The following is a 24,803-nucleotide window of genomic DNA, read 5'->3' as shown; positions in this document are numbered from 1 at the left end:
TGCCTGGAGTGGAAAATCAACGGCCAAATTGTACAACTCATAAAAAATAGACAAACTCGATTTTCATCGAGTTTGTCTACAGTCTGAGGCATCCAACATTGGATGCCTTTTTCTATTTTAATCAAGTCCTATTTAATGTTTGAAGATTCTTTTTAATAGTTTCACGGTTTTTGATTATTGCCGTCTTCAATTCTTCAACGGGTGAACTTTTATCATCTTCTTCACTAAGTTGCTGCACACTTGATTGGTTTTGTATAAGTATTTCAATTGTATCCCGTAATTCTGGCAGTGATACCTTGAATTGTTCGGATAAATGATGTAATGCCTTATGTAAATCGGGGTTATGGATTGAAGGGACAATCCCTTCATGTTCATCTTTCAATGATAATCCTCCTCTAAGCTTATTCGCGCTTTTATATAGCATATTATTGAGGGTAGATAATTATACAATGAAGGCTCTATTTCGACATGGGAAATTACACTCATTAATCAATGGATTATATCGGCATAGTGCCATGGGATCATTGAACTTGGTTGAAATCAGTAAAAGCTCAATTCCCAGACTCCTCGCTTGCAAGGCCTGAATACTTTAGTGAAATTATAAATAAATCAGAAAAAACATTGACATATAGCAAACAAATTAATAATATGTTTATTATATTATAAACTTTACAGGGAAGTGTTTGTTTAATGAAGGACGCTGAAATGTTTTGGAGTGCATCTCAGGATGAGCTTAAACAAGGGTATAGCGAAGAAGGGAATCAATATATTTGTTTGCTATGCGGAAATGCAATTGAAAAGGGGATAGTATACCCGAAAGATGGGGTTCTTTATGAAGCTGAGAGGTATATGCGAATTCATATTGAACATGCACACAGCTCCGTTTTTGAATACTTGATTGATCTCGATAAAAAACTTACAGGGCTTACTGATCACCAAAATCGTCTCCTTCGCCTTTTTTACCAGGGGAAGAATGATGCTGAGGTTCAGGAGGAAATGGGAATTGGAAGTCCTTCCACAATTCGGAACCATCGCTTTGTGTTAAAAGAGAAAGAGCGTCAGGCTAAGTTGTTTTTAGCACTGATGGAACTTTTGAAAGATAAAGATGAACATGCGCCGGCATTTATCCCCCTTCATCAAAAAGCAAGGATGGTCGATGATCGTTATAACGTTACCGAGGATGAAAAGATGGCTGTACTGAAAAAGTATTTCCCTAAAGGCAGTAAGGATGCATTAAAGTCTTTCCCGCCCAAGGAAAAACAAAGGCTGATGATTCTCCAAGAAATTATGAACCGTTTTGAAAATGAGCGAAAATACGAAGAAAAGGAAATCAATCAAATATTGGGTGCCGTTTATCATGATCATGTTCTTTTGAGGAGATATTTAATAGAATATGGATTCTTGGATAGAAAGCCTGATGGGAGCCAATATTGGCTGAAGAAATGATGACTGGAGGCAAGGAAGATGGATCGTAAAAAAGAATTGAAGCAATTATATAAAGAAACGAAAGTTGAAGCGGGTGTATACCAAATAAGAAATACGGTAAATAATAAAGTTTTTATCGGGAGCACCAGAAATTTAAAGACGTTGAAGGGTAAACAATTTGAATTGGAAGTGGGAACAAACACCAATAAAGTTCTCCAGGATGAGTGGAATCAATATGGGAAAGAGGCTTTTTCTTTTGAAGTACTGGAGGTAATGAAGCCGAAAGAAACAGGATTTTTCGATGCAAAACGGGAATTGAAAAAACTTGAAGATTTGTGGGTCGAAAAAATACAGCCATATGAAGAACAGGGATACAATAGAATGAAATCCAACTGACTTTTTTGAAGTTAATCTTTTGAAATTCTTCCGTAATTCCAGCTCTCGATTTAGCGTTTGCGCATCTCATCCCTTTATGGGAATGGGATAAATGAGGTATTATTGAATAAGATGGTAATATATTCAAGTGTTTTGCTTAGGAGGTGCTGGGATGGAAAATGAAAATGGATATCTAAGGGCGAAAAAAAGGGTGGAAAACCTTAAGGCATTCTACATCCATTTAACGGTGTATGTATTGGTGAATGTAATGCTTTTTGCCATTAACCTATTAACTGATTCTGGTTATTGGTGGTTTCTTTATCCCCTTGGAGGGTGGGGGATTGGAGTTCTGATACACGGCATTACTACCTTTGCAGATGGAAACTTCGGGTCTGAGTGGGAAGAAAGAAAGATAAAAGAATACATGGAAAAGGATAAAAAGAACGGTTGAATTTGGATATTTTCAAAACCGGGAGTCATTTATGGCTCTTTTTTTATGTGGAAAGATAATTATAGGATCTCACTTGTTGTTAGTTTTTAAATGGTTTAAGCTAGTAATGCGGGACCTGTTTGTAAAACAGAGGGGGAACCTGTGAAGGACCTTCACTAAATAATTAATAATAGGAGTTGCTAATGAAAAAAATAGGATGGGCCATAACGGGGATAGGGGCAATCATTGCACTGGGTGCCTTGCTTTATCCTCTGAATGTCATTAATAAAACACTATGTATATATTTTTTGCTTGGCGGTGCAGGGCTAATGTTTGTCGGGTCTATGATCAGGGCCTTTTCGCTTCTTAAGAGATGACTGATTAAAGAGTCTTTTAGTTACATAAATGATTGATCAAAAACGTTCAATTAGGGTGATGACATGGAGAAAAACCAATTGAAATATGCCCAGCAGCATCTGGCTAATGAACGCACCTTTTTAGCATGGATAAGAACGGTGATTGCGATAGTGGGGGTTGGTTTTCTCACGACGAGCCTGCATTTTACGATAGGTGTGCATCGGGATTCCCGGATTGACTTAATCAGTATCGTACTGGGGATGTTTACATGTGCTTTGGGCCTTGTGATTACAGTACTGGCGACGTTCGGGTATCTGCAGAAGAAGCAACAAATCATTGAAGGGACGTTCCGGCCCTCGAGTGCACACGTAATTCTTATCGCTGTTTTTATGGTCATTTTGTTATTGATGATCATTTTATATTTTGTTTTCATAAAGGTTTAAAAAACTGTCCTATCCTAAATAGGTCAGTTTTTTAGTTTCTACTATAATATACTTATTCTTACGTCATTACGGTAAGATTTCTTCCATTAATTAAAATGCAATCAAAAAACAGAAGCATGACATACTCTGAATTTCATTCTGGTCATGAAGGAGTAATAAAAAACTTGTAATAAAAATCATGCAGTATCGTACACCTCAGCCTTAGTGAAACCTAGGGTTTTCAGGAATGATATATCATCGGTCAGGAATAATCGATCAAGATTTCCTTATCATGTCTTATGCCTTCCTGAAAATATTGTTTATTAGCCGTTTTTTATTTGTAAATAAACTTCACATCAACAATGCTTGCTTTCACTCCAATGAATTTTGATCACGTTTTAAATATTTGTTTAATTTCCATTTAGTGAGATATGATAAAGGAAACTAAAAGGAGGTCAACAAGATGGTGGATATCAAAAAAGGTGAAAGTTCTTTTTTTGTCGAAGAATCTGGCGAGAAGCTAGCGGAAATCACATTCTTTAAATCAGGTGATGATGTAATCACGGTCGATCATACCGTAGTTTCTGACAAGCTTCGCGGACAAAAGGTAGGAAATGCCCTTGTTGAAAAGGTAATAGGATTCGCACGTGAGGAAAAACTGAAAATTGTTCCGGTATGTTCGTTCGTTCAAAAACAGTTTGAAAAAAATGCTGAATATGAGGATGTTTTGGCTAAATGAACCAGAGGGCTGGACACAGGGGGATGATATATTTCACCTGTGTTCGGCCCTTTTGCATTCAGGCAGGGTGTGTAAATGAATAAGGATTTTTTCATCAATCAGCCCCCTTCAAGTTCTTCCAGTTTAATAATATATAAAGCGCCTTTCCGTCTAGGACATTTTTCGCATTAAATATAGGGGAGGTGCCAGGATGGCTATCAAATTACAAACCCTATTGAATCGCGCAAAGGAAAATATGGGAAGCGGTATGAACCCGGTCGTGAACGAAGCGATACTTGAAGTGGTTAAATTGGCTTATGAAGTGGGGATATTTGTTCAAATCACGGCTGGTTATCGAAGTTTCTTGGAACAAAAAGAATTGTATGAACAAGGCAGAACGAACAAATCAAAACCAATCGTGACTTATGCGAGAGCGGGCCAATCCTTGCACAACTATGGACTTGCTGTAGATTTTGTCATTGTCAGTGATGACGGCAAGCGGGCATTGTGGACAGAGGACGAAAAGTGGACAAGGGTGGCAGCCATAGCGAAATCCCTGGGCTTTGTTTGGGGTGGGGATTTTGAATTGTTCCGGGATTTTCCGCATCTTGGAATGTCGGGAGGTTTGTCCACGAGAGATCTTCAAAAGGGATTGAGGCCGAATCTTGTATCAAAAGTTACGTTTCCAAACCCTTGTCACAAAGGAGATTGACAGTGGGAAATGAAGCTGAAAGGAAAAATGGATGTATCCACATGGTGAAAACATTACAAGTGACTTGAATAGGATGGGTAATACATGGATGGATACGTTAGTGGAGTTCCAATGATAAGTTATAAAAAATAAATGATGTACCTAACGTTTTAAAAATTAAAAATTGAAATAACTTTATTTTATAGAATGTGGTAATGATAGGTATGTAAGCGTATACAACAAATCTTTCAATTTAGAATTATCAAAAAATTCTCAAAAACCTGTTGACTACTACCGGAAATACGCGTAAGATAATCACAAATACAAGACATCAAACATAAGCGATACGAAAAATAGAATAATGCGAAAAGCATTGAAGAGGATAAGTAGTCTTTTTAAAAGTCATTTACAGAGAGCCGGGTTGCTGAGAACCGGTATTGTCCCGAAAGATGAACTCACCTTGGAGTTTCAGCTTGAACGTCAGACTAGTAGGGCTGAACGGGTGCGTACCAGTACCCGTTACCAAAACAGAGAATAGTGTAAACTATTCAAAGTGCGCATGGAGTTTCATGCGAAAAAGGGTGGTACCGTGGAGTGGCTCATCAAGCCTTTTCACCCCTTTAACTTGCTAAGTGCAAGTACATTTGGGGTGAAAAGGCTTTTTTGTATGCACAAAAAGCTGAAAATTCTGAATCTTGGGAAAATACTTAGAAGAAAAGCGAAGGAGGTCTTTACGAAATGACACAAAAATCAGTGGTAGCTGATCGGAAAAGTGGAAAGACACATTATAGTGGTGCCGAATTTCTGATGGATGCATTGAAAAAGGAAAATGTTGAAGTCATCTTTGGTTATCCAGGTGGTTCCGTATTGCCGATTTATGACAAGCTTTACAGTTCAGAGCTTTTTCATATTTTGACAAGACACGAACAAGGTGCGATCCATGCAGCGGAAGGATACGCCAGAATTACCGGCAAGCCGGGGGTTGTCATAGTCACTTCCGGACCAGGGGCGACGAACATTGTGACTGGTTTGGCCGATGCAATGATCGACTCTTTGCCGCTTGTGGTAATTTCGGGTCAGGTAGCTACCAGTGTAATTGGTACAGATGCTTTCCAGGAAGCTGATGTACTGGGGATTACTACACCGATTACAAAACATAACTATCAGGTGAGAAAGCCGGAAGACCTCCCGCGCATTATAAAAGAAGCTTTTTATATCGCTTCAAGCGGCCGGCCCGGTCCAGTATTAATCGATATACCTAAAGATATGGCCATTTTAGAAGGTGTATCGACGGATGTGGAACCGGAAATGGATCTCCCTGGTTATCAGCCGACGACCAAGCCTAATTACTTGCAGATCAGAAAGCTTGTTGAAGCCGTAAGTGGAGCGAAAAGACCGGTCATTCTTGCAGGGGCAGGTGTCCTGCATGCAAAGGCGTCCAATCTATTAAAGGACTATGTTGAGCAGCAAGGCATTCCAGTCGTCCACACTTTATTGGGTCTTGGAGGTTTTCCGGCGGAACATCCTCTCTTTATCGGAATGGGTGGCATGCATGGCTGTTTTGCAGGAAACATGGCGTTATCGAAATGTGATCTATTAATCAATATCGGTGCCAGGTTCGATGATCGATTGACTGGGAATTTAGCGAAGTTCGCACAGCATGCAACGGTGGCCCATATCGATATTGATCCAGCAGAAATAGGTAAAAATGTACCGACGAAAATTCCAGTCGTCGGAAGTGCTAAGGAAGCATTGACGGACTTGATTGCACAAAATGGCAAGAAGCCGGAAATTGATGAATGGACCACACAGCTGGCTGCATGGAATGAAGAATTCCCATTGCGTTATACACATGAAGAAGGCGTCCTGAAACCTCAGCGGGTCATCCAGATGCTTCATGAAAAAACGAATGGGGAGGCCATTGTTACGACGGATGTTGGACAGCATCAAATGTGGGCAGCACAATACTATCCGTTTAACAAACCGAATTCATGGGTCACTTCCGGTGGACTGGGGACGATGGGCTTTGGCTTACCTTCGGCTCTCGGAGCGCAGCTGGCGAATCCGAAAGCGACGGTGCTTTCGATATCGGGAGATGGAGGATTCCAGATGTGCCTCCAAGAACTTTCGGTCATAGCCGAATTGAATCTGCCGATCAAAATCATCATCGTCAATAATGGGGCACTTGGGATGGTAAGGCAGTGGCAGGAACTCTTTCACGATAAACGTTTCTCACACAGTATTTTTCAATCGCATCCGGATTTCGTGAAATTGGCCGATGCGTATGGAATTCCAGGATACAAAGTGACGACAGAGGAAGAGGCAAGCAACTGCCTGGATGTAGCGTTGAAAACTGATGGTCCCGTGTTGATCGATTTCCGGGTAAAGCAAAATGAAAATGTCTTTCCGATGGTAGCACAAGGAAAAGGGCTTGATGAAATGGAAGGAGTTTAATCAATGAAGGGAATTCTTAGCCTCACCGTGAACAACCGTCCAGGCGTCCTGAATCGGATTACGAACCTGTTCACTAAAAGAAATTATAACATTGAAAGCATGGCTGTCGGGCCTTCCGAGCAGGCCGGCATTTCAAGGATGACCTTTGTGGTCGATGTTGATGACGAAGCTGTCGTGGAACAGATCACCAAGCAATTGAATAAGCAGATCGATGTATTGAAAGTAAATGATATTACGAATCAATCGATTGTGGCGAGGGAACTTGCACTCATTAAAATATTGGTGACTACACAGACCCGAGCCGAGATTTATTCAGTCATCGAACCCTTCCGAGCATCAGTTATTGATGTCAGTAAAGATAGCCTGACAGTTCAAATCACAGGGGAATCGGATAAAATCGAAGCCTTCATTGAACTGATCAAGCCATATGGCATTAAGGAATTGGCAAGGACAGGGACTGCCGCCATCCCGCGTGGAATGCAAATAGCACACGCTAAGAGCGCGACAATCGTATAAACAAAAAACTAAAAAACAAAAAACAAAAAACAATGAAAAGAAAAGGGAGATGTAATTATTATGGCAAAAGTATATTATAACGCAGAGGCAAACGAGAATTTTTTCAACAATAAAAAGGTAGCGGTAATCGGATATGGTTCACAAGGACACGCACACGCACAAAACCTGCGTGACAGCGGTGTAGAAGTAATCATCGGAATCAGGAAAGGTAAATCCTTCGATAAAGCCGTGGAAGACGGGTTCAATGTTTACACAGTTAAAGAAGCAGCTGAACAAGCAGATGTAATCATGAACCTTTTACCGGATGAAACTCAGCCGAAGGTATATCAAGAAGAAATCAAACCGGTCTTGCATGCTGGTCAAGCGTTAATGTTCGCACACGGATTCAATGTCCATTTCAATCAAATCGTTCCTCCGGCAGACGTAGATGTTTTATTAGTCGCTCCAAAAGGTCCTGGACATCTTGTTCGCCGTACATATGAACAAGGTGCAGGAGTGCCGGCATTGTTTGCCATCTATCAAAATGTTACGGGGGAAGCAAGAGAATTGGCACTTGCGTACGCTCGGGGGATCGGATCTTTAAGAGCTGGCGGTTTGGAAACTACTTTCCAGGAAGAAACGGAAACGGATCTATTTGGAGAGCAAGCCGTACTTTGCGGCGGATTGACTGCCCTTGTGAAAGCTGGATTCGAAACCTTGACAGAAGCTGGATATCAACCGGAAGTAGCATATTTCGAGTGTTTACATGAACTTAAATTAATCATCGACCTTATGTATGAAGGCGGTATGGAAAACATGCGCTATTCCATTTCTGACACAGCTCAATGGGGAGATTTCGTTTCTGGACCACGCGTTGTGACGGAAACTACGAAAGAGGCCATGAAAGCGATCTTGAAAGACATCCAAGACGGAGAGTTCGCTAAAGGATGGATTTTGGAAAACCAAGCGAACCGTCCAGTCTTCAATGCTATCAATAATCGTGAAAACCAACATCAAATCGAAGTGGTGGGCCGTGAATTAAGAAAAATGATGCCATTCGTAAAACCTCAACAAAAAGAGAAAGAAGTGGTAGCCGTTGCGAAAAATTAATATATTTGAAACCACACTTCGAGATGGGGAGCAATCCGCCGGTGTAAATTTAAATTTTACCGAAAAGCTTGAAATTGCTTATCAGCTTGAAAGATTGGGTGTTGATATTATCGAAGCCGGTTTTCCGGCAGCATCCAAAGGGGATTTTAACTCCGTACAGGAAATCGCGCGCAAAATTAAAAACAGCTCTGTTACGGGGCTGGCGCGTGCTGTAAAAGGAGATATTGATGCAGCTTGGGATTCATTGAGGATCGGTGCAGAACCAAGGTTGCATACGTTCATCGCCACTTCGCCCATTCATCGTGAATATAAGTTGAAAATGTCGAAACAGCAAGTGATTGAAAAGTCCGTTGAGATGGTTAAGTACGGGGCAGCACGTTTCCCGATCGTACAATGGTCTGCAGAAGATGCCAGTCGTACAGAACTTGACTATTTGGCTGAAATCGTTGAAGCAGTCATTCAAGCTGGTGCCAAGGTCATTAATATTCCAGATACTGTAGGATATGCAGCTCCAATCGAATACGGAAACATTTTCCGGTACCTTCGTGAACATGTTCCTTCTATTGATAAGGTTAGCTTATCTGCACACTGCCATGACGATCTTGGTATGGCAACCGCCAATTCATTGGCCGCCATCGAAGGCGGGGCTACACAAGTCGAAGGTACAATCAATGGCATTGGTGAACGTGCCGGAAATGTGGCACTTGAAGAAGTGGCTATGGCACTCTACATCCGTAAAGATTTCTATCAAGCGGAAACGGGCCTTGTATTGAATGAAATTAAAAGAACCAGTGATTTGGTCAGCCGACTTACCGGAATGCAAGTTCCTGCTAATAAAGCCATAATTGGTGCCAATGCATACGCACATGAATCTGGCATTCACCAAGATGGCATGTTAAAAGAAAAAACGACATACGAAATCATTTCACCTGAACTCGTCGGAGTTTCGTCCAATTCACTTGTTTTAGGGAAGCATTCAGGACGCCATGCTTTCAAAGAAAGATTACAAGAGTTGAATTTTTCGGTTACGGATGAGGAAATGAACTCATTATTCGTTCAATTCAAGGAATTGGCCGATAATAAAAAGACCATGACGGATGAGGATATCGTGGCACTTGTGCTTGAAGAGAAAGCGACGGATATCAGTTTCTATGACCTGATTTCCTTACAGATTTCCCACGGTACACATCAGACGGCAACAGCGACGGTTACACTGAAAAAAGGCGATAATGAAGAGATTCAGGAAGCGGCAACAGGTGCAGGAAGTGTTGAAGCCCTTTATAACACGCTTGAAAGATGTTTGGGCAGCGAAATCAACTTGCTGGACTATCGGATTCAATCGGTAGGTGGCGGAATGGATGCACTTGCCCAAGTTTTTGTGAAAATTGATTTTAATGGTGTGGAAACAAGCGGCCGCGGTCTGGATCAGGACGTCTTGGAAGCATCCGCAAAAGCGTATTTGAACGCTGTGAACCGAGTGATCATCATGAAGGAATTGGAAGAAAAAGCAGTATTACAATAGGAAGGGGAGATTTCGATGAAAAGGAATATTGCGGTGCTTCAAGGAGATGGCATCGGGAGAGAAGTAACAAGAGGCGCTGTAGAAATCCTCGAAGCCGTTGCCCAAAGATATGGACACGATTTTGAATTTCAATATGGTGAGATTGGCGGCGGGGCCATCGATAACACGGGTTCGCCCCTGCCGGATGAAACAGTGGAGATTTGTAAAAACAGCGATGCGGTATTATTAGGGGCCGTTGGAGGACCTAAGTGGGATGCCCAGCCTGCGCACCTAAGACCGGAACGAGGTTTGTTGAAAATCCGAAAAGATTTGAATCTTTATGCTAACATCCGTCCAATCAGCTACTATTCCAGCTTGTCGGAATCTTCTCCTCTTAAAAAGGAATTCATTGAAGATGTGGATTTCGTGATTGTCAGGGAACTAACTGGCGGCCTTTATTTCGGAAAGCCAAGTGAACGCGTTGAAAAAGAGGGGAAAGAGGCGGTTGTCGATACTCTTTTCTATCAGAAAAGCGAAATGAAGCGCATTATTGAACTTGCTTTTGCATTAGCATCGGATCGCAAGAAAAAAGTAACATCCGTGGATAAAGCGAATGTTCTTGAATCCAGCAGGATGTGGCGTGAAACGGCTGAAGAAATCGCCAAGGACTATCCGGATGTAACCCTTGAACACATGCTTGTGGATAATGCAGCCATGCAACTGATCAAAAACCCGAAACAATTTGATATTATCGTGACGGAGAATATGTTCGGTGATATTTTAAGCGATGAAGCATCCGTGTTGACTGGTTCGCTTGGAATGCTACCATCTGCCTCTATATCAACAAAAGGGCCTAACCTATATGAACCGATTCATGGCTCAGCTCCGGATATCGCGGGCAAAAACTTAGCTAACCCAATCGGGACCATTTTATCAGCGGCGTCCATGCTGCGTTTATCCTTTGGCCTGGAAGATGAGGCACATGCCGTTGAGCAGGCAGTGGAAGCGGTCCTTGATTATGGTTTGAGAACAGGCGATATCGCAAATGGCCAACCAAATATTACGTCTACTTCAGAGATGATTGCAGAAATAAAAGCAAATCTTTTAGACCAGGAAGCCATTTCCAACATCATGGGAGCTTACGCATAAACTTCTTTCACGGCCTAACATTAGGCCGTGTTTTTTAAAAAAATACAAGATTGATCGAGGTGGGATAAAGATGGGAAAGTCGATAATAGAGAAAATATGGGATCGCCATATTGTAAATGAAGAGGAAAATAAACCGGATTTAATTTATATTGACCTTCAATATATTCATGAAGTGACCTCTCCGCAAGCATTTGAAGGATTAAGATTAAAAGGACGTGCAGTCAGGAGACCCGACCGTACTTTTGCGACAATGGATCATAATGTGCCAACCGTTAATCGTTATTTCATCGAGGATGATATTGCAAGGAAACAATTAGAGGCACTTGACCAAAACTGTAAGGAGTTCGGTATCCGCCTTGCTGATTTAGACAGCCCGGAACAAGGGATCGTTCACGTTATCGGACCGGAATTGGGTCTTACACAGCCAGGGATGACGATTGTCTGCGGTGACAGTCATACTTCCACACATGGTGCGTTTGGATCGATTGCGTTTGGAATCGGGACGAGTGAGGTTGAGCATGTTTTAGCCACACAAACCCTATGGCAAACAAAACCCAAAACATTAAAGCTTGAGGTTAATGGCAAGCTTGGTCACGGCGTGATGGCGAAAGATGTCATTTTATATGTGATTTCTAAATTCGGCGTCGATTTCGGCACGGGACACATTATTGAGTATTGTGGGGAAGTTTTCCGGGATATGTCGATGGAAGAGAGAATGACGGTGTGCAATATGTCGATTGAAGGCGGGGCAAGAGCGGGGCTGGTAGCTCCCGATGAAACGACTTTCTCTTATTTGAAAGGTCGTAAGTATTTGCCAAAAGGGGAAGAGTTCGAGCAATGTGTACAGGACTGGAAGTCACTTTCCAGTGATGAGGATGCTGTATACGACCAGGAAATCACTCTTGATGGCAGCCTGATTTCGCCAATGGTCAGCTGGGGTACAAATCCTGGAATGGCTAGCGGAGTGGACGGTAAAGTACCTACCTTCGCGGAAGATATCATGGATCCAAAGGAACTGAATCGTGCACTTGAGTATATGGGTCTTGAGGAAGGCATGCCGATTACGGATATTCCCGTTCAGCATGTATTCATAGGATCGTGTACCAATTCACGCATTGAGGACTTACGGCAGGCTGCAGAAATGATCGAAGGCCAGACTGTTCAAAAAGGAGTTCGGGCGATGGTCGTTCCCGGTTCACAGAGTGTTAAAAGGCAAGCGGAAGATGAAGGGTTGGATGAGATCTTCAAATCTGCGGGCTTTGAATGGCGCGAATCAGGTTGCAGCATGTGCTTGAGCATGAACCCTGATGTGGTTCCAGCCGGAGAGCATTGTGCCTCCACCAGTAATCGGAACTTTGAAGGAAGGCAAGGAGCTGGTGCCAGGACACATCTAGTTAGTCCGGCAATGGCTGCTGCGGCCGCCATTCATGGGAAATTTGTCGATATTAGGAATTTGAAAACGACTGAACAAGTCCATTAAGAATAGAATTAACCGGAGGTGCAGAGGATGGAACCCATTACTATATATAAAGGAAGAGCGGCGGTACTTGACCGTAAAAACGTGGATACGGACCAAATCATTCCAAAGCAATTTTTAAAACGAATTGAGCGAAGTGGATTTGGTGAATTTTTATTCTATAACTGGCGTTTTGATGAAAATGGAAAAGAACGTCCTGAGTTTGAATTGAATCAGCCCCATAATCAAAACGCGTCCATTTTAATAGCCGGTGAAAATTTCGGCTGCGGTTCTTCGCGTGAGCATGCTCCATGGTCCTTGAAAGACTACGGATTCGATATCATCATCGCACCGTCCTATGCTGATATCTTTAAAAGTAATTGCATGAAGAATGGCATGGTCCCCATTGCTTTAACCCAAGCTGAAGTGAAGTATTTAATGGAGAGAGTGGCGGCACCTGACTATGAGTTGACGATTGACCTTCCCAATCAGACATTGAAAGATGGTCAAGGGTTTGAAACAAGTTTTGAAATTCATCCATATTGGAAGGAAATGCTCATTAAAGGCTGGGATGAAATTTCCATAACCCTTCAATATGATAAAGAGATTTCCGCCTATGAATCACAAAAAAAGGTTGTATCGAGCATTTAATTGAAGATGGTCATTTTCCCGTCCTCCTTTCATATTTGAAAGGAGGACGGGATTTTTTTATGGGAAAGCTTGAAATGGACGGAAAAGGCGTTTATTCTCCCATATAAAATTTTGTGTTTCCTGCTATTACATGCTAAACTGTTTTTCAAAAAGCGAACGGTGAGGCGGAAAATAGGATGGATAATGAGAACAACCAAAAGAAGGCTGGAGAAACCAAGATTATCGCCTTTCCAAATCTCGGTGAAAGGCTGATTGTAAAAGGGTTGGATGAGCTTGGAAACAGAAACTTTAAAGTAGCTGCACAGCTTTTCAGCCAAGCCAGGGAATATGAGCCCGAAAATGATGAGGTTTGCATGGGGCTAGTGGTCTCTCTAGTCGAACTTGAGCACTATGAGGAGTCAAAAGAGTTATGTATAGAGATGCTGAATAAAGGCATCGGCGACTATTTTCAACTTATCAATATCTATTTGATGGTCCTGCTGCAATTGGGCGAGCATCAGGAAATGGTCACGACGATCGAACTGCTATTTGAAGAGAGCCAAATTCCCTTTGATAAAGAGGAACATTTCGAAAAGATGCTTCAGTTCAGCAAAAGGGCCCTTGAGGATAAAAAAGAGGAAAAGGAAAGGCAAAATCAGCAGCTTGCAGAAGAATTGCAAGAGGATGATCTCTTTGAAGGGAAAACGGATAATGAAATGTTCTTGGTCATTTCAAAACTCACGAATATCAACATTCGACCATTCATCCCGCAAATCGAACAATTTCTACAAAGAGACGAGGGACACCCTTTCTTTAAAACGATGCTCCTTAACATCCTTATCGACCAGGAATATGCCGAGGAAGTGACACTAAGGAAATTCAATCAATCGAAGTCGGTCATACCAAGGGAATTGAAAAGTTTGAAGGAGACGGACTTCTATAAGACGGTAACCGGCCTGACAGAAGAGGAAATCAGTCAGGAAAACCCGAGCTTATTTGAAATGGTCCATAGTTTAATCGATCGTCATTCCTTTCTGTTATATCCTTTTGAACCCGGACCTGAAAGCTTGCCGGCTTGGGCAGCTGCCTACCATGCATTAGCGGAGGAATACATGACTGGGGAAGTTTTCGGGAGGGACTTAGCGGACCTTTATCTGGCTGATGAAGAAACAGTTGCGGATATTCTATCCTATTTAAAAGAAATTGAGGAAATTTCTTATCCCATTATTTAAGCTATTGCTGTTGTAACAGATTAAACCTGTGGTATAATGTAGTGGTTGTAATGTATAAATCGTCGAGTTTTGACGATTTCCCAATATTTTTTTTGGGTATATTTGAAGGATGACTTGTTAACACTTGCAAAGCATATTCATCCAATGCTTATTATTGAAGTATATAGATTTTTTGGAGGGAAACACATGTCTGTAAAATGGGAAAAACAAGAAGGTAATCAAGGCGTACTAACAATTGAAGTTGACGCTGCAAAAGTAAACGAAGGTTTAGACGCAGCTTTCAAAAAAGTAGTGAAACAAGTAAATGTACCTGGCTTCCGTAAAGGTAAAATGCCACGTCAAATGTTCGAAAAGAAATTCGGCGTAGAATCACTATACCAAGATGCGCTTGATATCATTCTTCCAGATGCTTATGCAAATGCTGTCGAAGAAGCTGGAATTCAGCCTGTAGATCGTCCAGAAATCGACATCGAGAAAATGGAAAAAGGCGAAAACCTGATTTTCACTGCAACAGTAACGGTTAAGCCTGAAGTTAAATTGGGAGATTACAAAGGTGTTGAAGTTGAAAAGTTCAATACTGAAGTAACTGACGAAGATGTTGAAAACGAATTGAAAACATTACAAGAGCGTCAAGCTGAGCTTGTTGTTAAAGAAGAAGGACAAGCTGCTGAAGGCGATACAGTCGTTCTTGACTTTGAAGGATTCGTTGATGGTGAAGCATTCGAAGGCGGAGCTTCAGAAAACCATTCATTGGAAATCGGTTCGAACTCTTTCATTCCAGGATTTGAAGAGCAACTTGTTGGTCTTGAAACTGGCGCTGAAAAAGATATCGAAGTTTCTTTCCCTGAAGAATACCATGCTGCTGAACTTGCAGGTAAACCAGCTGTATTCAAAGTGAAAATTCACGAAATCAAAACAAAACAACTTCCTGAGTTGGATGATGAGTTCGCGAAAGATGTCGACGACGAAGTTGAAACTTTGGCTGAACTTAAAGAAAAAACAAAACATAAATTAGAGCATGACAAAAAACACGAAGAAGAAAACTTCATCCAAAACACTGTAATTGGTAAAGCTGTTGAAGGTGCGGAAATGGACGTTCCTGAAGCAATGATTTCAAATGAAGTGGACCGCATGATGAATGAGTTCTCTCAACGCATTCAATCTCAAGGACTTAATTTGGAACTTTACTACCAATTCTCAGGTCAAGACGAAGAAGCTTTAAAAGCACAAATGAAAGAAGAAGCTGAAGGGCAAGTTCGTACGAGCCTTACTCTTGAAGCAATTGCTGAAGTTGAAAAACTTGAAGCGACTGACGAAGATGTGGAAGCTGAACTTGGACAAATGGCTACAATGTACAACATGGAAATTGACGCGATCAAACAAGCTCTTGGAAACTTAGAAGGAATCAAAGGCGATCTTAAAATTAAGAAAGCTATTGACTTCTTGGTAGAAAACAGCAAAACAGTTGACGCAAAATAATTTTTATAAATAAGTAGATTTAAATATTTCCTTTAAAAAAACAAGGCGCGAGTAATCGTGCCTTGTTTTATACATATTGAGAATTAGTGGAAATTTCAAATATCGGTTAGTTCCTGATTGATTTTTTTTGGATTTCAGTGTAGATTAGTTCTAATACCGCATATACATATTTATACAGCAAATCCTGATTTTAAAAATCAAAAGTTTTGGGCATACTGGTAAAGGGCAAATACATATTGATTGATTATTGTACTTATTTAACAACTCGGACGCGTGAGCATTTTTGTTACTAAACTTCCAAGAACATGATAAAATGCAAAACATACTAGGGATTTTGGAATGCTTAAGTAGATGTGTGCCTATTTTTTTCATTCGATTGGGTACCACTATGTAATAGAGTTGGAAGAGTATTTAAAGGGGTGAACGTACATGTTTAAATTTAATGATGAAAAAGGACAGTTAAAATGTTCTTTTTGCGGTAAAACACAAGAACAAGTCCGTAAACTGGTTGCTGGTCCAGGTGTCTATATTTGTGACGAGTGTATCGAGCTTTGTACGGAGATCGTCGAAGAAGAGCTGGGCACTGATGAAGAAGTGGAATTCAGGGATGTTCCTAAACCTATGGAAATCCGTGAAATTCTTGACGAATATGTGATTGGACAAGAACAGGCGAAGAAATCTTTGGCTGTCGCTGTTTACAACCATTATAAACGTATTAATTCCAATAGCAAAGTCGACGATGTGGAGCTTTCTAAAAGTAACATCGCCCTAATCGGACCGACGGGAAGCGGGAAAACCCTTCTTGCGCAAACATTGGCACGATTACTGAATGTTCCTTTTGCCATTGCTGATGCAACTTCATTGACGGAAGCTGGATATGTTGGGGAAGATGTCGAAAACATCCTTCTAAAATTGATCCAAGCAGCTGATTATGATGTGGAAAAAGCGGAAAAAGGCATCATTTATATTGATGAAATCGATAAAGTTGCCCGTAAATCGGAAAATCCTTCCATTACACGTGACGTGTCTGGTGAAGGTGTGCAACAAGCTTTATTGAAAATTCTTGAAGGAACGGTTGCAAGCGTTCCGCCTCAAGGTGGGCGTAAACATCCGCATCAGGAGTTCATCCAAATCGACACGACCAATATTTTGTTCATCTGTGGCGGTGCCTTTGATGGCATCGAACCGATCATCAAACGCCGTCTTGGTCAAAAAGTCATTGGTTTTGGCTCTGACGTGAAGAAGGATGATGTTGCAGAAAAAGAATTGCTTTCCAAAGTCCTTCCTGAAGACTTGCTTCGTTTCGGTTTAATTCCGGAATTCATCGGACGTCTTCCGGTAATTGCGACTCTTGAGCAATTGGATGAAGCTGCTTTGATCGAAATCCTGACAAAACCGAAAAATGCCCTTGTTAAGCAATATCAAAAATTGCTTGAACTAGACGATGTCGAATTGGAATTCGAACAGGAAGCGCTTAGTGAAATTGCTAAAAAGGCAATTGAACGTAAAACTGGTGCACGTGGCCTGCGATCCATCATTGAAGGCATCATTCTTGAAGTGATGTTCGATCTGCCTTCACGTGATGATGTTGCAAAATGTGTAATCACAGGCAGCACGATTTCAAAAAATGAATCTCCAAAGCTCGTCCTAAAAGACGGTACGACCATCAAAGGACAAGAAAAGAAGACATCTGCTTAATTAATAGGAAAAGTAAGACTGCCAGTTCATCCTGGCAGTCTTTTTCTTTTGTCTTTTTTTATGTTTATTGAAAAATTGTTGTTCTTAAGGATGAAAACCCCAAAATTTACAACACGAATTTCTTGGATAATATCGCCCTTCCAAAGGAGATACTAACAGAAATGACAAACTAGGAGAGTGCAGGAGGGAATACGATGAATTGGACAGGATTGGCGTTGTTTATCCAGCTGTTTTTTGGGATTATTATTGGATTGTATTTTTTGAACCTATTGAAAGGCCAGCGGACACAAAAAGTTTCCATTGACCGTGATTCACGTAAGGAAATGGACCAATTACGGAAGATGAGATCGATTTCGTTAACTGAGCCATTGGCTGAGAAGGTTAGACCAAGCTCATTTAATGAAATCATCGGTCAGGAAGATGGCATTAAATCTTTAAAGGCTGCTTTATGTGGGCCGAATCCCCAGCATGTGATAGTTTACGGTCCTCCAGGGGTAGGGAAAACAGCAGCGGCCAGACTTGTTTTGGAAGAGGCTAAGAAAAACGGGAAGTCCCCTTTTAAGAATTCGGCAGTGTTTGTTGAATTGGATGCCACCACAGCCAGGTTCGATGAACGGGGGATTGCCGATCCGCTTATTGGTTCGGTACACGATCCAATTTATCAAGGGGCCGGGGCAATGGGACAAGCTGGCATTCCGCAGCCAAAGCAGGGTGCAGTCAGCAATGCTCATGGAGGCGTATTGTTCATCGACGAAATAGGGGAGCTACATCCAATACAGATGAATAAACTGTTAAAGGTATTGGAGGATCGTAAGGTCTTTCTGGAAAGTGCCTATTATCAAGAGGAAAACCAAAATATTCCCACTCACATCCATGATATTTTTAAAAATGGACTTCCGGCTGACTTTCGATTGATTGGAGCCACAACGAGAACGCCAAATGAAATCGCACCTGCAATACGCTCGAGATGCATAGAGGTATTTTTCCGTGAACTTGATCGGGAAGAAATAATCACCGTGGCTAAAAATGCATCAGATAAAGTGGGAATCACCATCAGTGAAAAAGGCTTGCATTCGATTTCGGATTATGCCCGAAATGGCAGGGAAGCCGTCAACATGATTCAGACTCTTGCAGGAATTTCAATTAATGAAAACAGGACTTTTATCAGAGAAGAAGATATAGATTGGATGGCACATAGCAGCCAACTGACCCAAAGAATGGACAGGAAAATAGAATCTAATTCTAAAATAGGCCTTGTCAACGGTCTTGCAGTCTATGGTCCCAACAGCGGGGCATTGCTTGAAATCGAGGTTACGGTCATGGCTGCCTCTGATGAAAAAGGCTCGATAAATATTACCGGCATCGTTGAAGAAGAAAGTATTGGCGGTGGTGGCGGCAAGTCGATTCGCCGTAAGAGCATGGCAAAAGGTTCGATTGAAAATGTCATTACGGTTTTACGGTCGATGGGAGTGCCTGCCGATCAATTCGATATCCATGTGAATTTCCCGGGCGGAAGTCCTGTAGATGGTCCTTCTGCCGGAATCGCGATGGCAACTGGCATATACTCGGCCATTTATAAAATCCCTGTTGATCACACAATGGCGATGACTGGGGAAATCAGCATTCATGGCGGTGTTAAACCGATTGGCGGTGTCATTCCGAAAATCAAGGCCGCAAAACTTGCCGGCGCAAAGAAAGTAATCATCCCAGCCGATAACATGCAGCCTTTGCTATCTGAAATCAAGGATATAGAAATCATTCCGGTTACGAATGTAAAAGAAGTGCTCGATCAGGCACTGAAAAAGGAAATGATATCGGAACAAATACTCACATCCTTGGACCTATCGAAAAAAGAAAGTGTATAAACGAAATGCCCCGGCTAAAATAAAACCGGGGCATTTTAAGGACCATATTGGAGTCCGTCTTAAACTTAAAGAAAAAATAAACACGTGTTCAGACGTGCTTTTTTATCTAATATTGGAGATAATAATAGCAGTCGAAACGTGTTAAGGTAAACGAATAGACACTTCTATATAAATAGGATAGAATTGTTAAAAGGTTGAGAACATGGGTAAATAGTTTACAACGACGATACTAATTAGATGGAGGTGTCAGGAAATGACTGATAAAGAAATCATCGTCCCCCTCCTGCCGCTTAGAGGACTGCTTGTATATCCAACGATGGTACTTCATTTAGATGTAGGCCGAGATAAATCGGTACAAGCCCTTGAGAAAGCAATGGTGGAAGACCATCTTATATTTTTGACGACACAACAAGATGTTTCGTTGGACGAACCAGGTGAAGAAGATTTATTTACAATGGGAACTTTAACAAAGGTAAAACAGATGCTGAAGCTTCCGAATGGTACAATCCGGGTGTTGGTGGAAGGATTGAACCGGGCAGAGGTCATTGATTTTTACGATTATGAGACACATTATGGTGCCAAGATTAAAATATATGAAGACAGTGATGAAAAGGATGCTGAACATCAAGCATTAATGCGCACACTATTGGATTATTTTGAACAATACATAAAAATGTCCAAGAAAATAACCGGTGAAACATTTTCTTCCACTTCCGATATTGAAGAGCCAGGGAGATTAGCCGATATAATCGCTTCCCATTTGCCTTTGAAATTGAAGGAAAAGCAAGAAGTGCTCGAGACCATTGATATGAAAAAGCGTTTAAGCCGTGTAATCGAGATCATCAATAACGAGAAAGAAGTTCTTTTCCTCGAGAAAAAGATCGGCCAGCGTGTTAAGCGTTCGATGGAACGGACTCAAAAAGAATATTATTTACGTGAACAAATGAAAGCGATCCAAAAGGAATTGGGCGATAAAGAAGGGAAGACAGGGGAAATTGAGGTCCTCAACGAAAAGATAGAAGAAGCGGATATGCCAGAGCACATCAAAGAAACGGCATTAAAGGAATTGGACCGTTATGAAAAAGTACCGTCCAGCTCAGCCGAGAGTTCTGTCATCCGCAATTATATCGAATGGTTGATCTCGCTTCCTTGGTCCAAAGCTACTAAAGATGACTTGAATATTCACAAAGCTGAAAAAATCCTGAACCGGGACCACCATGGATTGGAAAAGGTGAAGGAGCGGGTGCTTGAGTATTTAGCCGTCCAGCAATTGACCAATTCATTGAAGGGTCCTATCCTTTGCTTGGTTGGACCACCTGGTGTCGGGAAAACCAGTCTCGCTAAATCAATCGCGTCATCACTGAATAGGAATTTCGTCCGTATATCTTTAGGCGGGGTGCGTGATGAATCGGAAATCCGCGGACATCGCCGCACATATGTAGGGGCGATGCCAGGACGGATCATCCAAGGTATGAAAAAAGCTGGAACGATCAATCCTGTCTTTTTACTGGACGAAGTGGATAAGATGTCCAATGACTTTAGGGGAGATCCATCTGCAGCGATGCTGGAAGTACTCGATCCTGAGCAAAACCATAATTTCAGTGATCATTATATTGAAGAAACGTATAATCTTTCCAAGGTCATGTTCATTGCGACGGCGAATAATTTGGGATCGATTCCTGGCCCGCTTCGTGATCGTATGGAAATCATTTCGATTGCAGGTTATACTGAGATAGAGAAACTTCACATAGCCAAGGATCACTTACTGACTAGACAGTTGGAAAACCATGGTTTATTGAAGACACAATTGCAAATCCGTGAGGAAGCTCTTACCAAAATCATCCGTTATTATACTCGGGAAGCCGGTGTCCGGAGTCTGGAGCGACAGCTTGCAAGCATCTGTCGAAAGACTGCAAAAATCATCGTGTCCGGAGATAAAAAGCGGGTCGTCATTTCTGAAAAGAATGTCGAGGAGTTTTTAGGGAAAACCATGTTCCATTATGGACAGGCGGAAGTCGAGAACCAAGTCGGTGTTGCTAATGGTTTAGCATACACGTCGGTTGGTGGCGATACGCTGCAAATCGAGGTTTCCTTATCACCAGGTAAAGGCAAGCTTATCCTGACAGGAAAGCTTGGCGATGTAATGAAAGAGTCAGCCCAGGCTGCTTTCAGCTATGTCCGTTCAAAAACCGAGAAACTTCATATTGATACGAACTTCCATGAAAAATATGATATTCATATTCATGTCCCCGAAGGTGCCGTCCCTAAAGATGGCCCATCTGCAGGCATCACGATTGCAACAGCGTTAATATCGGCCCTAACTAATAGGCCGATCAGAAAAGAGGTAGGCATGACAGGCGAAATTACATTACGCGGACGGGTTCTTCCGATCGGCGGGCTTAAAGAAAAATCTTTAGCGGCCCATCGCGCAGGACTTACGAAAATCATCATCCCGCAAAATAACGAAAAGGATATTGATGATATCCCGGAAAGTGTCCGTAAAGCATTAACATTTGTTCCAGTTTCACACGTCGATGAAGTCCTTGAGCATGCATTGGTAGGTGTGAACGAATGAAAGTAACAAGTTCAGATATTGTCATCAGTGCTGTGAAGCCTGAACAATATCCCAATACTCCAATACCGGAATTTGCCTTGGCAGGCCGTTCCAACGTTGGGAAATCCAGTTTCATCAACAAAATGATCAATCGAAAAAACTTGGCGCGGACATCCTCTAAACCGGGTAAGACGCAGACCTTGAATTTTTATATCATAAATGAAGCACTCCATTTTGTGGATGTACCGGGTTATGGTTATGCAAAGGTATCAAAAACGGAGCGCGATGCCTGGGGAAGGATGATCGAAACGTACTTCACTTCCCGTGATCAGCTCCGCGCTGCGCTTCTGATCGTCGATTTGCGTCATCCTCCGACTAAGGATGATATCGCAATGTATGAATTCCTGAAGCATTATGATCTGCCAAGGATCGTCATTGCCACCAAAGCGGATAAAATTCCAAAGGGCAAATGGCAGAAGCACTTGAAGATCACGCGCCAAACGTTGAATATGGAAAGAGAAGATGAATTGCTTCTTTTCTCAGGGGAAACAGGAGAAGGTAAGGAACAAGCATGGGGCGTCCTTAAGAAATATATGTAAAAGAAAAGGGTATTCCGCATCTGGAATACCCTTTTTCATTATGGAATTCACATAAAATGCGAATCGGTCCATATTCACTTTTTTCGAACCAAAAAGAAAATGCCGATTGCCATCAAGGCAAATGGCCAAAACCTTTCGATGTTCGCCGTGCTTGTTTCAACAATCCCGAAAGACGTTGTGATTTTATCATAGAATAAGAAAAGGATCGAGATGATGAGTATTACCATCCCGTGAAACATTCCAGAATTTGTTTTACGTGCCCGAAGAATAAATCCCAGCGAGATGATTAAAATAAAGATACCTATATTGTCCGGCCAAATATCCAGGTTCTCGACAATGTGGAAGTGGGCCCCGAACCCCAGTAAGATGACGCCTGGCAGGATGGACTCATATTCATTACCGCTATAAGCCTGAATCAAGAAGGCGGCACCAACTATACATAATAAAGTGGGCCAGCTAAAAAAGCCTGGAAAGATCTCCATTTGGGAATGTTCAAGAAAAAAATAGAGTCCGAAACCGATTAAAACGATTCCAGGGAAAATACGCTGCGTTTTCATTTTATCCTCCTATCCAATTCGATTACTTGAAGTTTTTTGCCATTTTTGATATGGTACTTTTGTACACAATGTCGAAATATGTATGTAACTTACAAATCCCGCTTAGACACCTTTTGTAGCAATCAGGCGTTTTGGCTGTCTTTTCATGGTAGCATACGTTTTCATAAACTGTTCATATTATTTGCGTGAATCAATTTTAGTACATGGTATAATAAATTTACATGAAAAATTTTGGGGGTGCAAAACAAAAGGATGCATATTCTAGCGGTTGGTATTAATTACAAAACTGCCCCTGTAGAAATTCGGGAAAAACTATCGTTCAGCGAAGCCGAACTTGCCGAGGCAATGAAAGCTCTTAAAAATAAAAAAAGCATCTTGGAAAATATTATTATTTCAACATGTAACAGAACGGAGATATATGCGGTCGGTGACCAGCTTCATACAAGTAGGTATTATATAAAGGAATTTCTTTCGGAATGGTTTAATATCGATAAAGAAGAATTTTCTAAATATCTCTTCATTTATGAAGGCGATGGGGCTGTCGAGCATTTATTTTCTGTTACCTGCGGCTTGAATTCCATGATCCTGGGAGAAACTCAGATTTTGGGACAAGTACGTTCAAGCTATCTGTTAGGGCAGAAGGAAGATACGATCGGTACCGTTTTTAACCATCTCTTCAAGCAAGCCCTTACATTGGCTAAAAAAGCTCATTCGGAAACCGAAATCAATACCAATGCCGTTTCCGTCAGCTATGCGGCAGTCGAGCTTGCAAAAAAAATCTTTGGAGGCCTGAACGGCAAGAATGTCTTGATTCTTGGGGCCGGTAAGATGGGTGAGCTAGCCATTCAAAATCTTCATAGTAATGGAGCCGACAGCATCACAGTCATTAACCGCACCTTTCAGAAAGCGGTCGACCTGGCGGAAAGATTCAATGGTACAGCAAAACAGCTTCAAGAGCTGCAATGCGCTTTAGTGGAGGCTGATATCCTGATCACTTCCACTGGATCAAAAGATCTTCTCGTAACAAAAGAAATGATGTCATTCGTGAATAAGCTTCGTAAAGGCCGTCCTATTTTCATGGTCGATATCGCAGTGCCGCGTGACCTTGATCCAACATTGGGCGAGCTGGAAAATGTCTTCCTGTATGACATTGACGATCTTGAAGGGATCGTGCAAGCCAATATCGAAGAACGTAAAAAAGCTGCCGAGAAAATAGAATTGATGATCGAATCTGAAATTGTGGACTTCAATCAATGGATTAATTTGCTTGGTGTGGTGCCAGTCATTTCTTCTTTACGGGAAAAATCCCTTTCGATACAAAAGGAAACGATGGAAAGCATCGAAAGAAAGCTTCCGCATTTAAGCGAACGTGACAAAAAGGTTCTGAACAAGCATACGAAGAGCATCATCAACCAAATGCTAAAAGATCCTATTCTTTATGCAAAAGAGCTTGCAGATGAGCCGAATGCAAAAGAGCAATTAAATAATTTCGTTAAAATCTTCAATTTAGAGGAATTGATAGAAGACCAGCTGGTTGCGGATGATGAAAAAGAACTGAACAGTTCCAAGGCATCCCTATTGAATCCAGTTCCTGTCCAGTAATGAG

23 protein-coding genes and 1 other annotated feature are annotated in these 24,803 nt (G+C 41.6%); of the genes, 21 read left to right on the top strand and 2 right to left on the bottom strand.

The features are described from left to right. Window positions 1-121: 121 nt before the first annotated feature. Window positions 122-382, bottom strand: coding sequence for a hypothetical protein (locus QUF78_RS19470; protein ID WP_289325946.1), 261 nt, complete (start codon window positions 380-382; stop codon window positions 122-124). Between the two features lie 308 nt (window positions 383-690). Here QUF78_RS19470 and QUF78_RS19465 point away from each other — a divergent pair, with 308 nt between their 5' ends. The 20 genes from QUF78_RS19465 (at window position 691) to yihA (ending at window position 22,640) form a co-directional block, all read left to right on the top strand. Then, a complete protein-coding gene (locus tag QUF78_RS19465; RefSeq protein WP_289325945.1) occupies window positions 691-1,446 on the top strand; it encodes a DUF2087 domain-containing protein in 756 nt (251 codons plus the stop codon). Window positions 1,447-1,464: 18 nt separating this feature from the next. Continuing rightward, window positions 1,465-1,821, top strand: coding sequence for a GIY-YIG nuclease family protein (locus QUF78_RS19460; RefSeq protein WP_289325944.1), 357 nt, complete (start codon window positions 1,465-1,467; stop codon window positions 1,819-1,821). Between the two features lie 151 nt (window positions 1,822-1,972). Then, window positions 1,973-2,251 (top strand): 2TM domain-containing protein, encoded by a 279-nt coding sequence (locus QUF78_RS19455; protein WP_289325943.1) that lies wholly within the window; start codon window positions 1,973-1,975, stop codon window positions 2,249-2,251. 182 nt (window positions 2,252-2,433) lie between these two features. Beyond that, the gene (locus tag QUF78_RS19450; RefSeq protein WP_289315448.1) at window positions 2,434-2,607 is read left to right on the top strand and encodes a hypothetical protein; all 174 of its coding nucleotides are present in this window, start codon (window positions 2,434-2,436) and stop codon (window positions 2,605-2,607) included. A 63-nt stretch (window positions 2,608-2,670) separates the two neighbouring features. Beyond that, entirely contained in the window at window positions 2,671-3,030 is a 360-nt protein-coding gene (locus tag QUF78_RS19445) for a YidH family protein (RefSeq protein ID WP_289325942.1), read from the top strand. A gap of 442 nt (window positions 3,031-3,472) precedes the next feature. Then, window positions 3,473-3,748 carry a GNAT family N-acetyltransferase gene (locus QUF78_RS19440; RefSeq protein ID WP_289315450.1) on the top strand — a complete coding sequence of 92 codons (276 nt, stop codon included), beginning with the start codon at window positions 3,473-3,475 and terminating at the stop codon, window positions 3,746-3,748. A gap of 190 nt (window positions 3,749-3,938) precedes the next feature. After that, window positions 3,939-4,439: a M15 family metallopeptidase gene (locus QUF78_RS19435; RefSeq protein ID WP_289325941.1), complete on the top strand. Its 501-nt coding sequence runs from the start codon at window positions 3,939-3,941 to the stop codon at window positions 4,437-4,439. Between the two features lie 343 nt (window positions 4,440-4,782). Continuing rightward, window positions 4,783-5,041 (top strand) — a binding site (T-box leader). Between the two features lie 115 nt (window positions 5,042-5,156). Continuing rightward, window positions 5,157-6,872 carry an acetolactate synthase large subunit gene (gene ilvB, locus QUF78_RS19430; RefSeq protein ID WP_289325940.1) on the top strand — a complete coding sequence of 572 codons (1,716 nt, stop codon included), beginning with the start codon at window positions 5,157-5,159 and terminating at the stop codon, window positions 6,870-6,872. A gap of 3 nt (window positions 6,873-6,875) precedes the next feature. Next, window positions 6,876-7,388 (top strand): acetolactate synthase small subunit, encoded by a 513-nt coding sequence (gene ilvN, locus QUF78_RS19425; protein ID WP_289325939.1) that lies wholly within the window; start codon window positions 6,876-6,878, stop codon window positions 7,386-7,388. A gap of 60 nt (window positions 7,389-7,448) precedes the next feature. After that, the gene (ilvC, locus tag QUF78_RS19420) at window positions 7,449-8,477 is read left to right on the top strand and encodes a ketol-acid reductoisomerase (protein WP_289325938.1); all 1,029 of its coding nucleotides are present in this window, start codon (window positions 7,449-7,451) and stop codon (window positions 8,475-8,477) included. Then, window positions 8,464-9,999 (top strand): 2-isopropylmalate synthase, encoded by a 1,536-nt coding sequence (locus QUF78_RS19415; RefSeq protein WP_289315454.1) that lies wholly within the window; start codon window positions 8,464-8,466, stop codon window positions 9,997-9,999. Before ilvC ends, QUF78_RS19415 begins: the two co-directional genes overlap by 14 nt. Window positions 10,000-10,014: 15 nt before the next feature. Then, window positions 10,015-11,127 carry a 3-isopropylmalate dehydrogenase gene (gene leuB, locus QUF78_RS19410; protein ID WP_289315455.1) on the top strand — a complete coding sequence of 371 codons (1,113 nt, stop codon included), beginning with the start codon at window positions 10,015-10,017 and terminating at the stop codon, window positions 11,125-11,127. Between the two features lie 70 nt (window positions 11,128-11,197). Beyond that, the gene (gene leuC / locus QUF78_RS19405) at window positions 11,198-12,607 is read left to right on the top strand and encodes a 3-isopropylmalate dehydratase large subunit (protein ID WP_289325937.1); all 1,410 of its coding nucleotides are present in this window, start codon (window positions 11,198-11,200) and stop codon (window positions 12,605-12,607) included. Between the two features lie 27 nt (window positions 12,608-12,634). Continuing rightward, complete coding sequence (gene leuD, locus QUF78_RS19400; protein ID WP_289325936.1) at window positions 12,635-13,234, top strand: 3-isopropylmalate dehydratase small subunit; 600 nt, start codon at window positions 12,635-12,637, stop codon at window positions 13,232-13,234. Between the two features lie 176 nt (window positions 13,235-13,410). Next, window positions 13,411-14,445: a tetratricopeptide repeat protein gene (locus QUF78_RS19395; protein ID WP_289325935.1), complete on the top strand. Its 1,035-nt coding sequence runs from the start codon at window positions 13,411-13,413 to the stop codon at window positions 14,443-14,445. Window positions 14,446-14,631: 186 nt separating this feature from the next. Beyond that, entirely contained in the window at window positions 14,632-15,924 is a 1,293-nt protein-coding gene (tig, locus tag QUF78_RS19390; protein WP_289325934.1) for a trigger factor, read from the top strand. Window positions 15,925-16,353: 429 nt separating this feature from the next. Further along, complete coding sequence (clpX, locus tag QUF78_RS19385; RefSeq protein WP_101222811.1) at window positions 16,354-17,622, top strand: ATP-dependent protease ATP-binding subunit ClpX; 1,269 nt, start codon at window positions 16,354-16,356, stop codon at window positions 17,620-17,622. Between the two features lie 194 nt (window positions 17,623-17,816). After that, window positions 17,817-19,487: an ATP-dependent protease LonB gene (gene lonB, locus QUF78_RS19380; protein WP_289325933.1), complete on the top strand. Its 1,671-nt coding sequence runs from the start codon at window positions 17,817-17,819 to the stop codon at window positions 19,485-19,487. Window positions 19,488-19,740: 253 nt separating this feature from the next. Then, window positions 19,741-22,062 (top strand): endopeptidase La, encoded by a 2,322-nt coding sequence (gene lon / locus QUF78_RS19375; RefSeq protein WP_289325932.1) that lies wholly within the window; start codon window positions 19,741-19,743, stop codon window positions 22,060-22,062. Continuing rightward, complete coding sequence (gene yihA, locus QUF78_RS19370) at window positions 22,059-22,640, top strand: ribosome biogenesis GTP-binding protein YihA/YsxC (protein ID WP_289315462.1); 582 nt, start codon at window positions 22,059-22,061, stop codon at window positions 22,638-22,640. The genes lon and yihA overlap by 4 nt, the downstream gene beginning before the upstream one ends. A gap of 74 nt (window positions 22,641-22,714) precedes the next feature. Here the strand turns inward: yihA and QUF78_RS19365 are convergent, their stop codons facing one another. Next, complete coding sequence (locus tag QUF78_RS19365; protein WP_289315463.1) at window positions 22,715-23,197, bottom strand: LiaI-LiaF-like domain-containing protein; 483 nt, start codon at window positions 23,195-23,197, stop codon at window positions 22,715-22,717. 252 nt (window positions 23,198-23,449) lie between these two features. Here QUF78_RS19365 and hemA point away from each other — a divergent pair, with 252 nt between their 5' ends. After that, entirely contained in the window at window positions 23,450-24,799 is a 1,350-nt protein-coding gene (gene hemA, locus QUF78_RS19360) for a glutamyl-tRNA reductase (RefSeq protein ID WP_289325931.1), read from the top strand. Window positions 24,800-24,803 lie beyond the last annotated feature (4 nt).

This window comes from Peribacillus sp. ACCC06369, from assembly GCF_030348945.1.
Taxonomy (GTDB): Bacteria; Bacillota; Bacilli; order Bacillales; family DSM-1321; genus Peribacillus.
The sequence above is the reverse complement of the archived record's forward strand: the minus strand, read 5'-3'. Positions and strand labels throughout refer to the sequence as shown.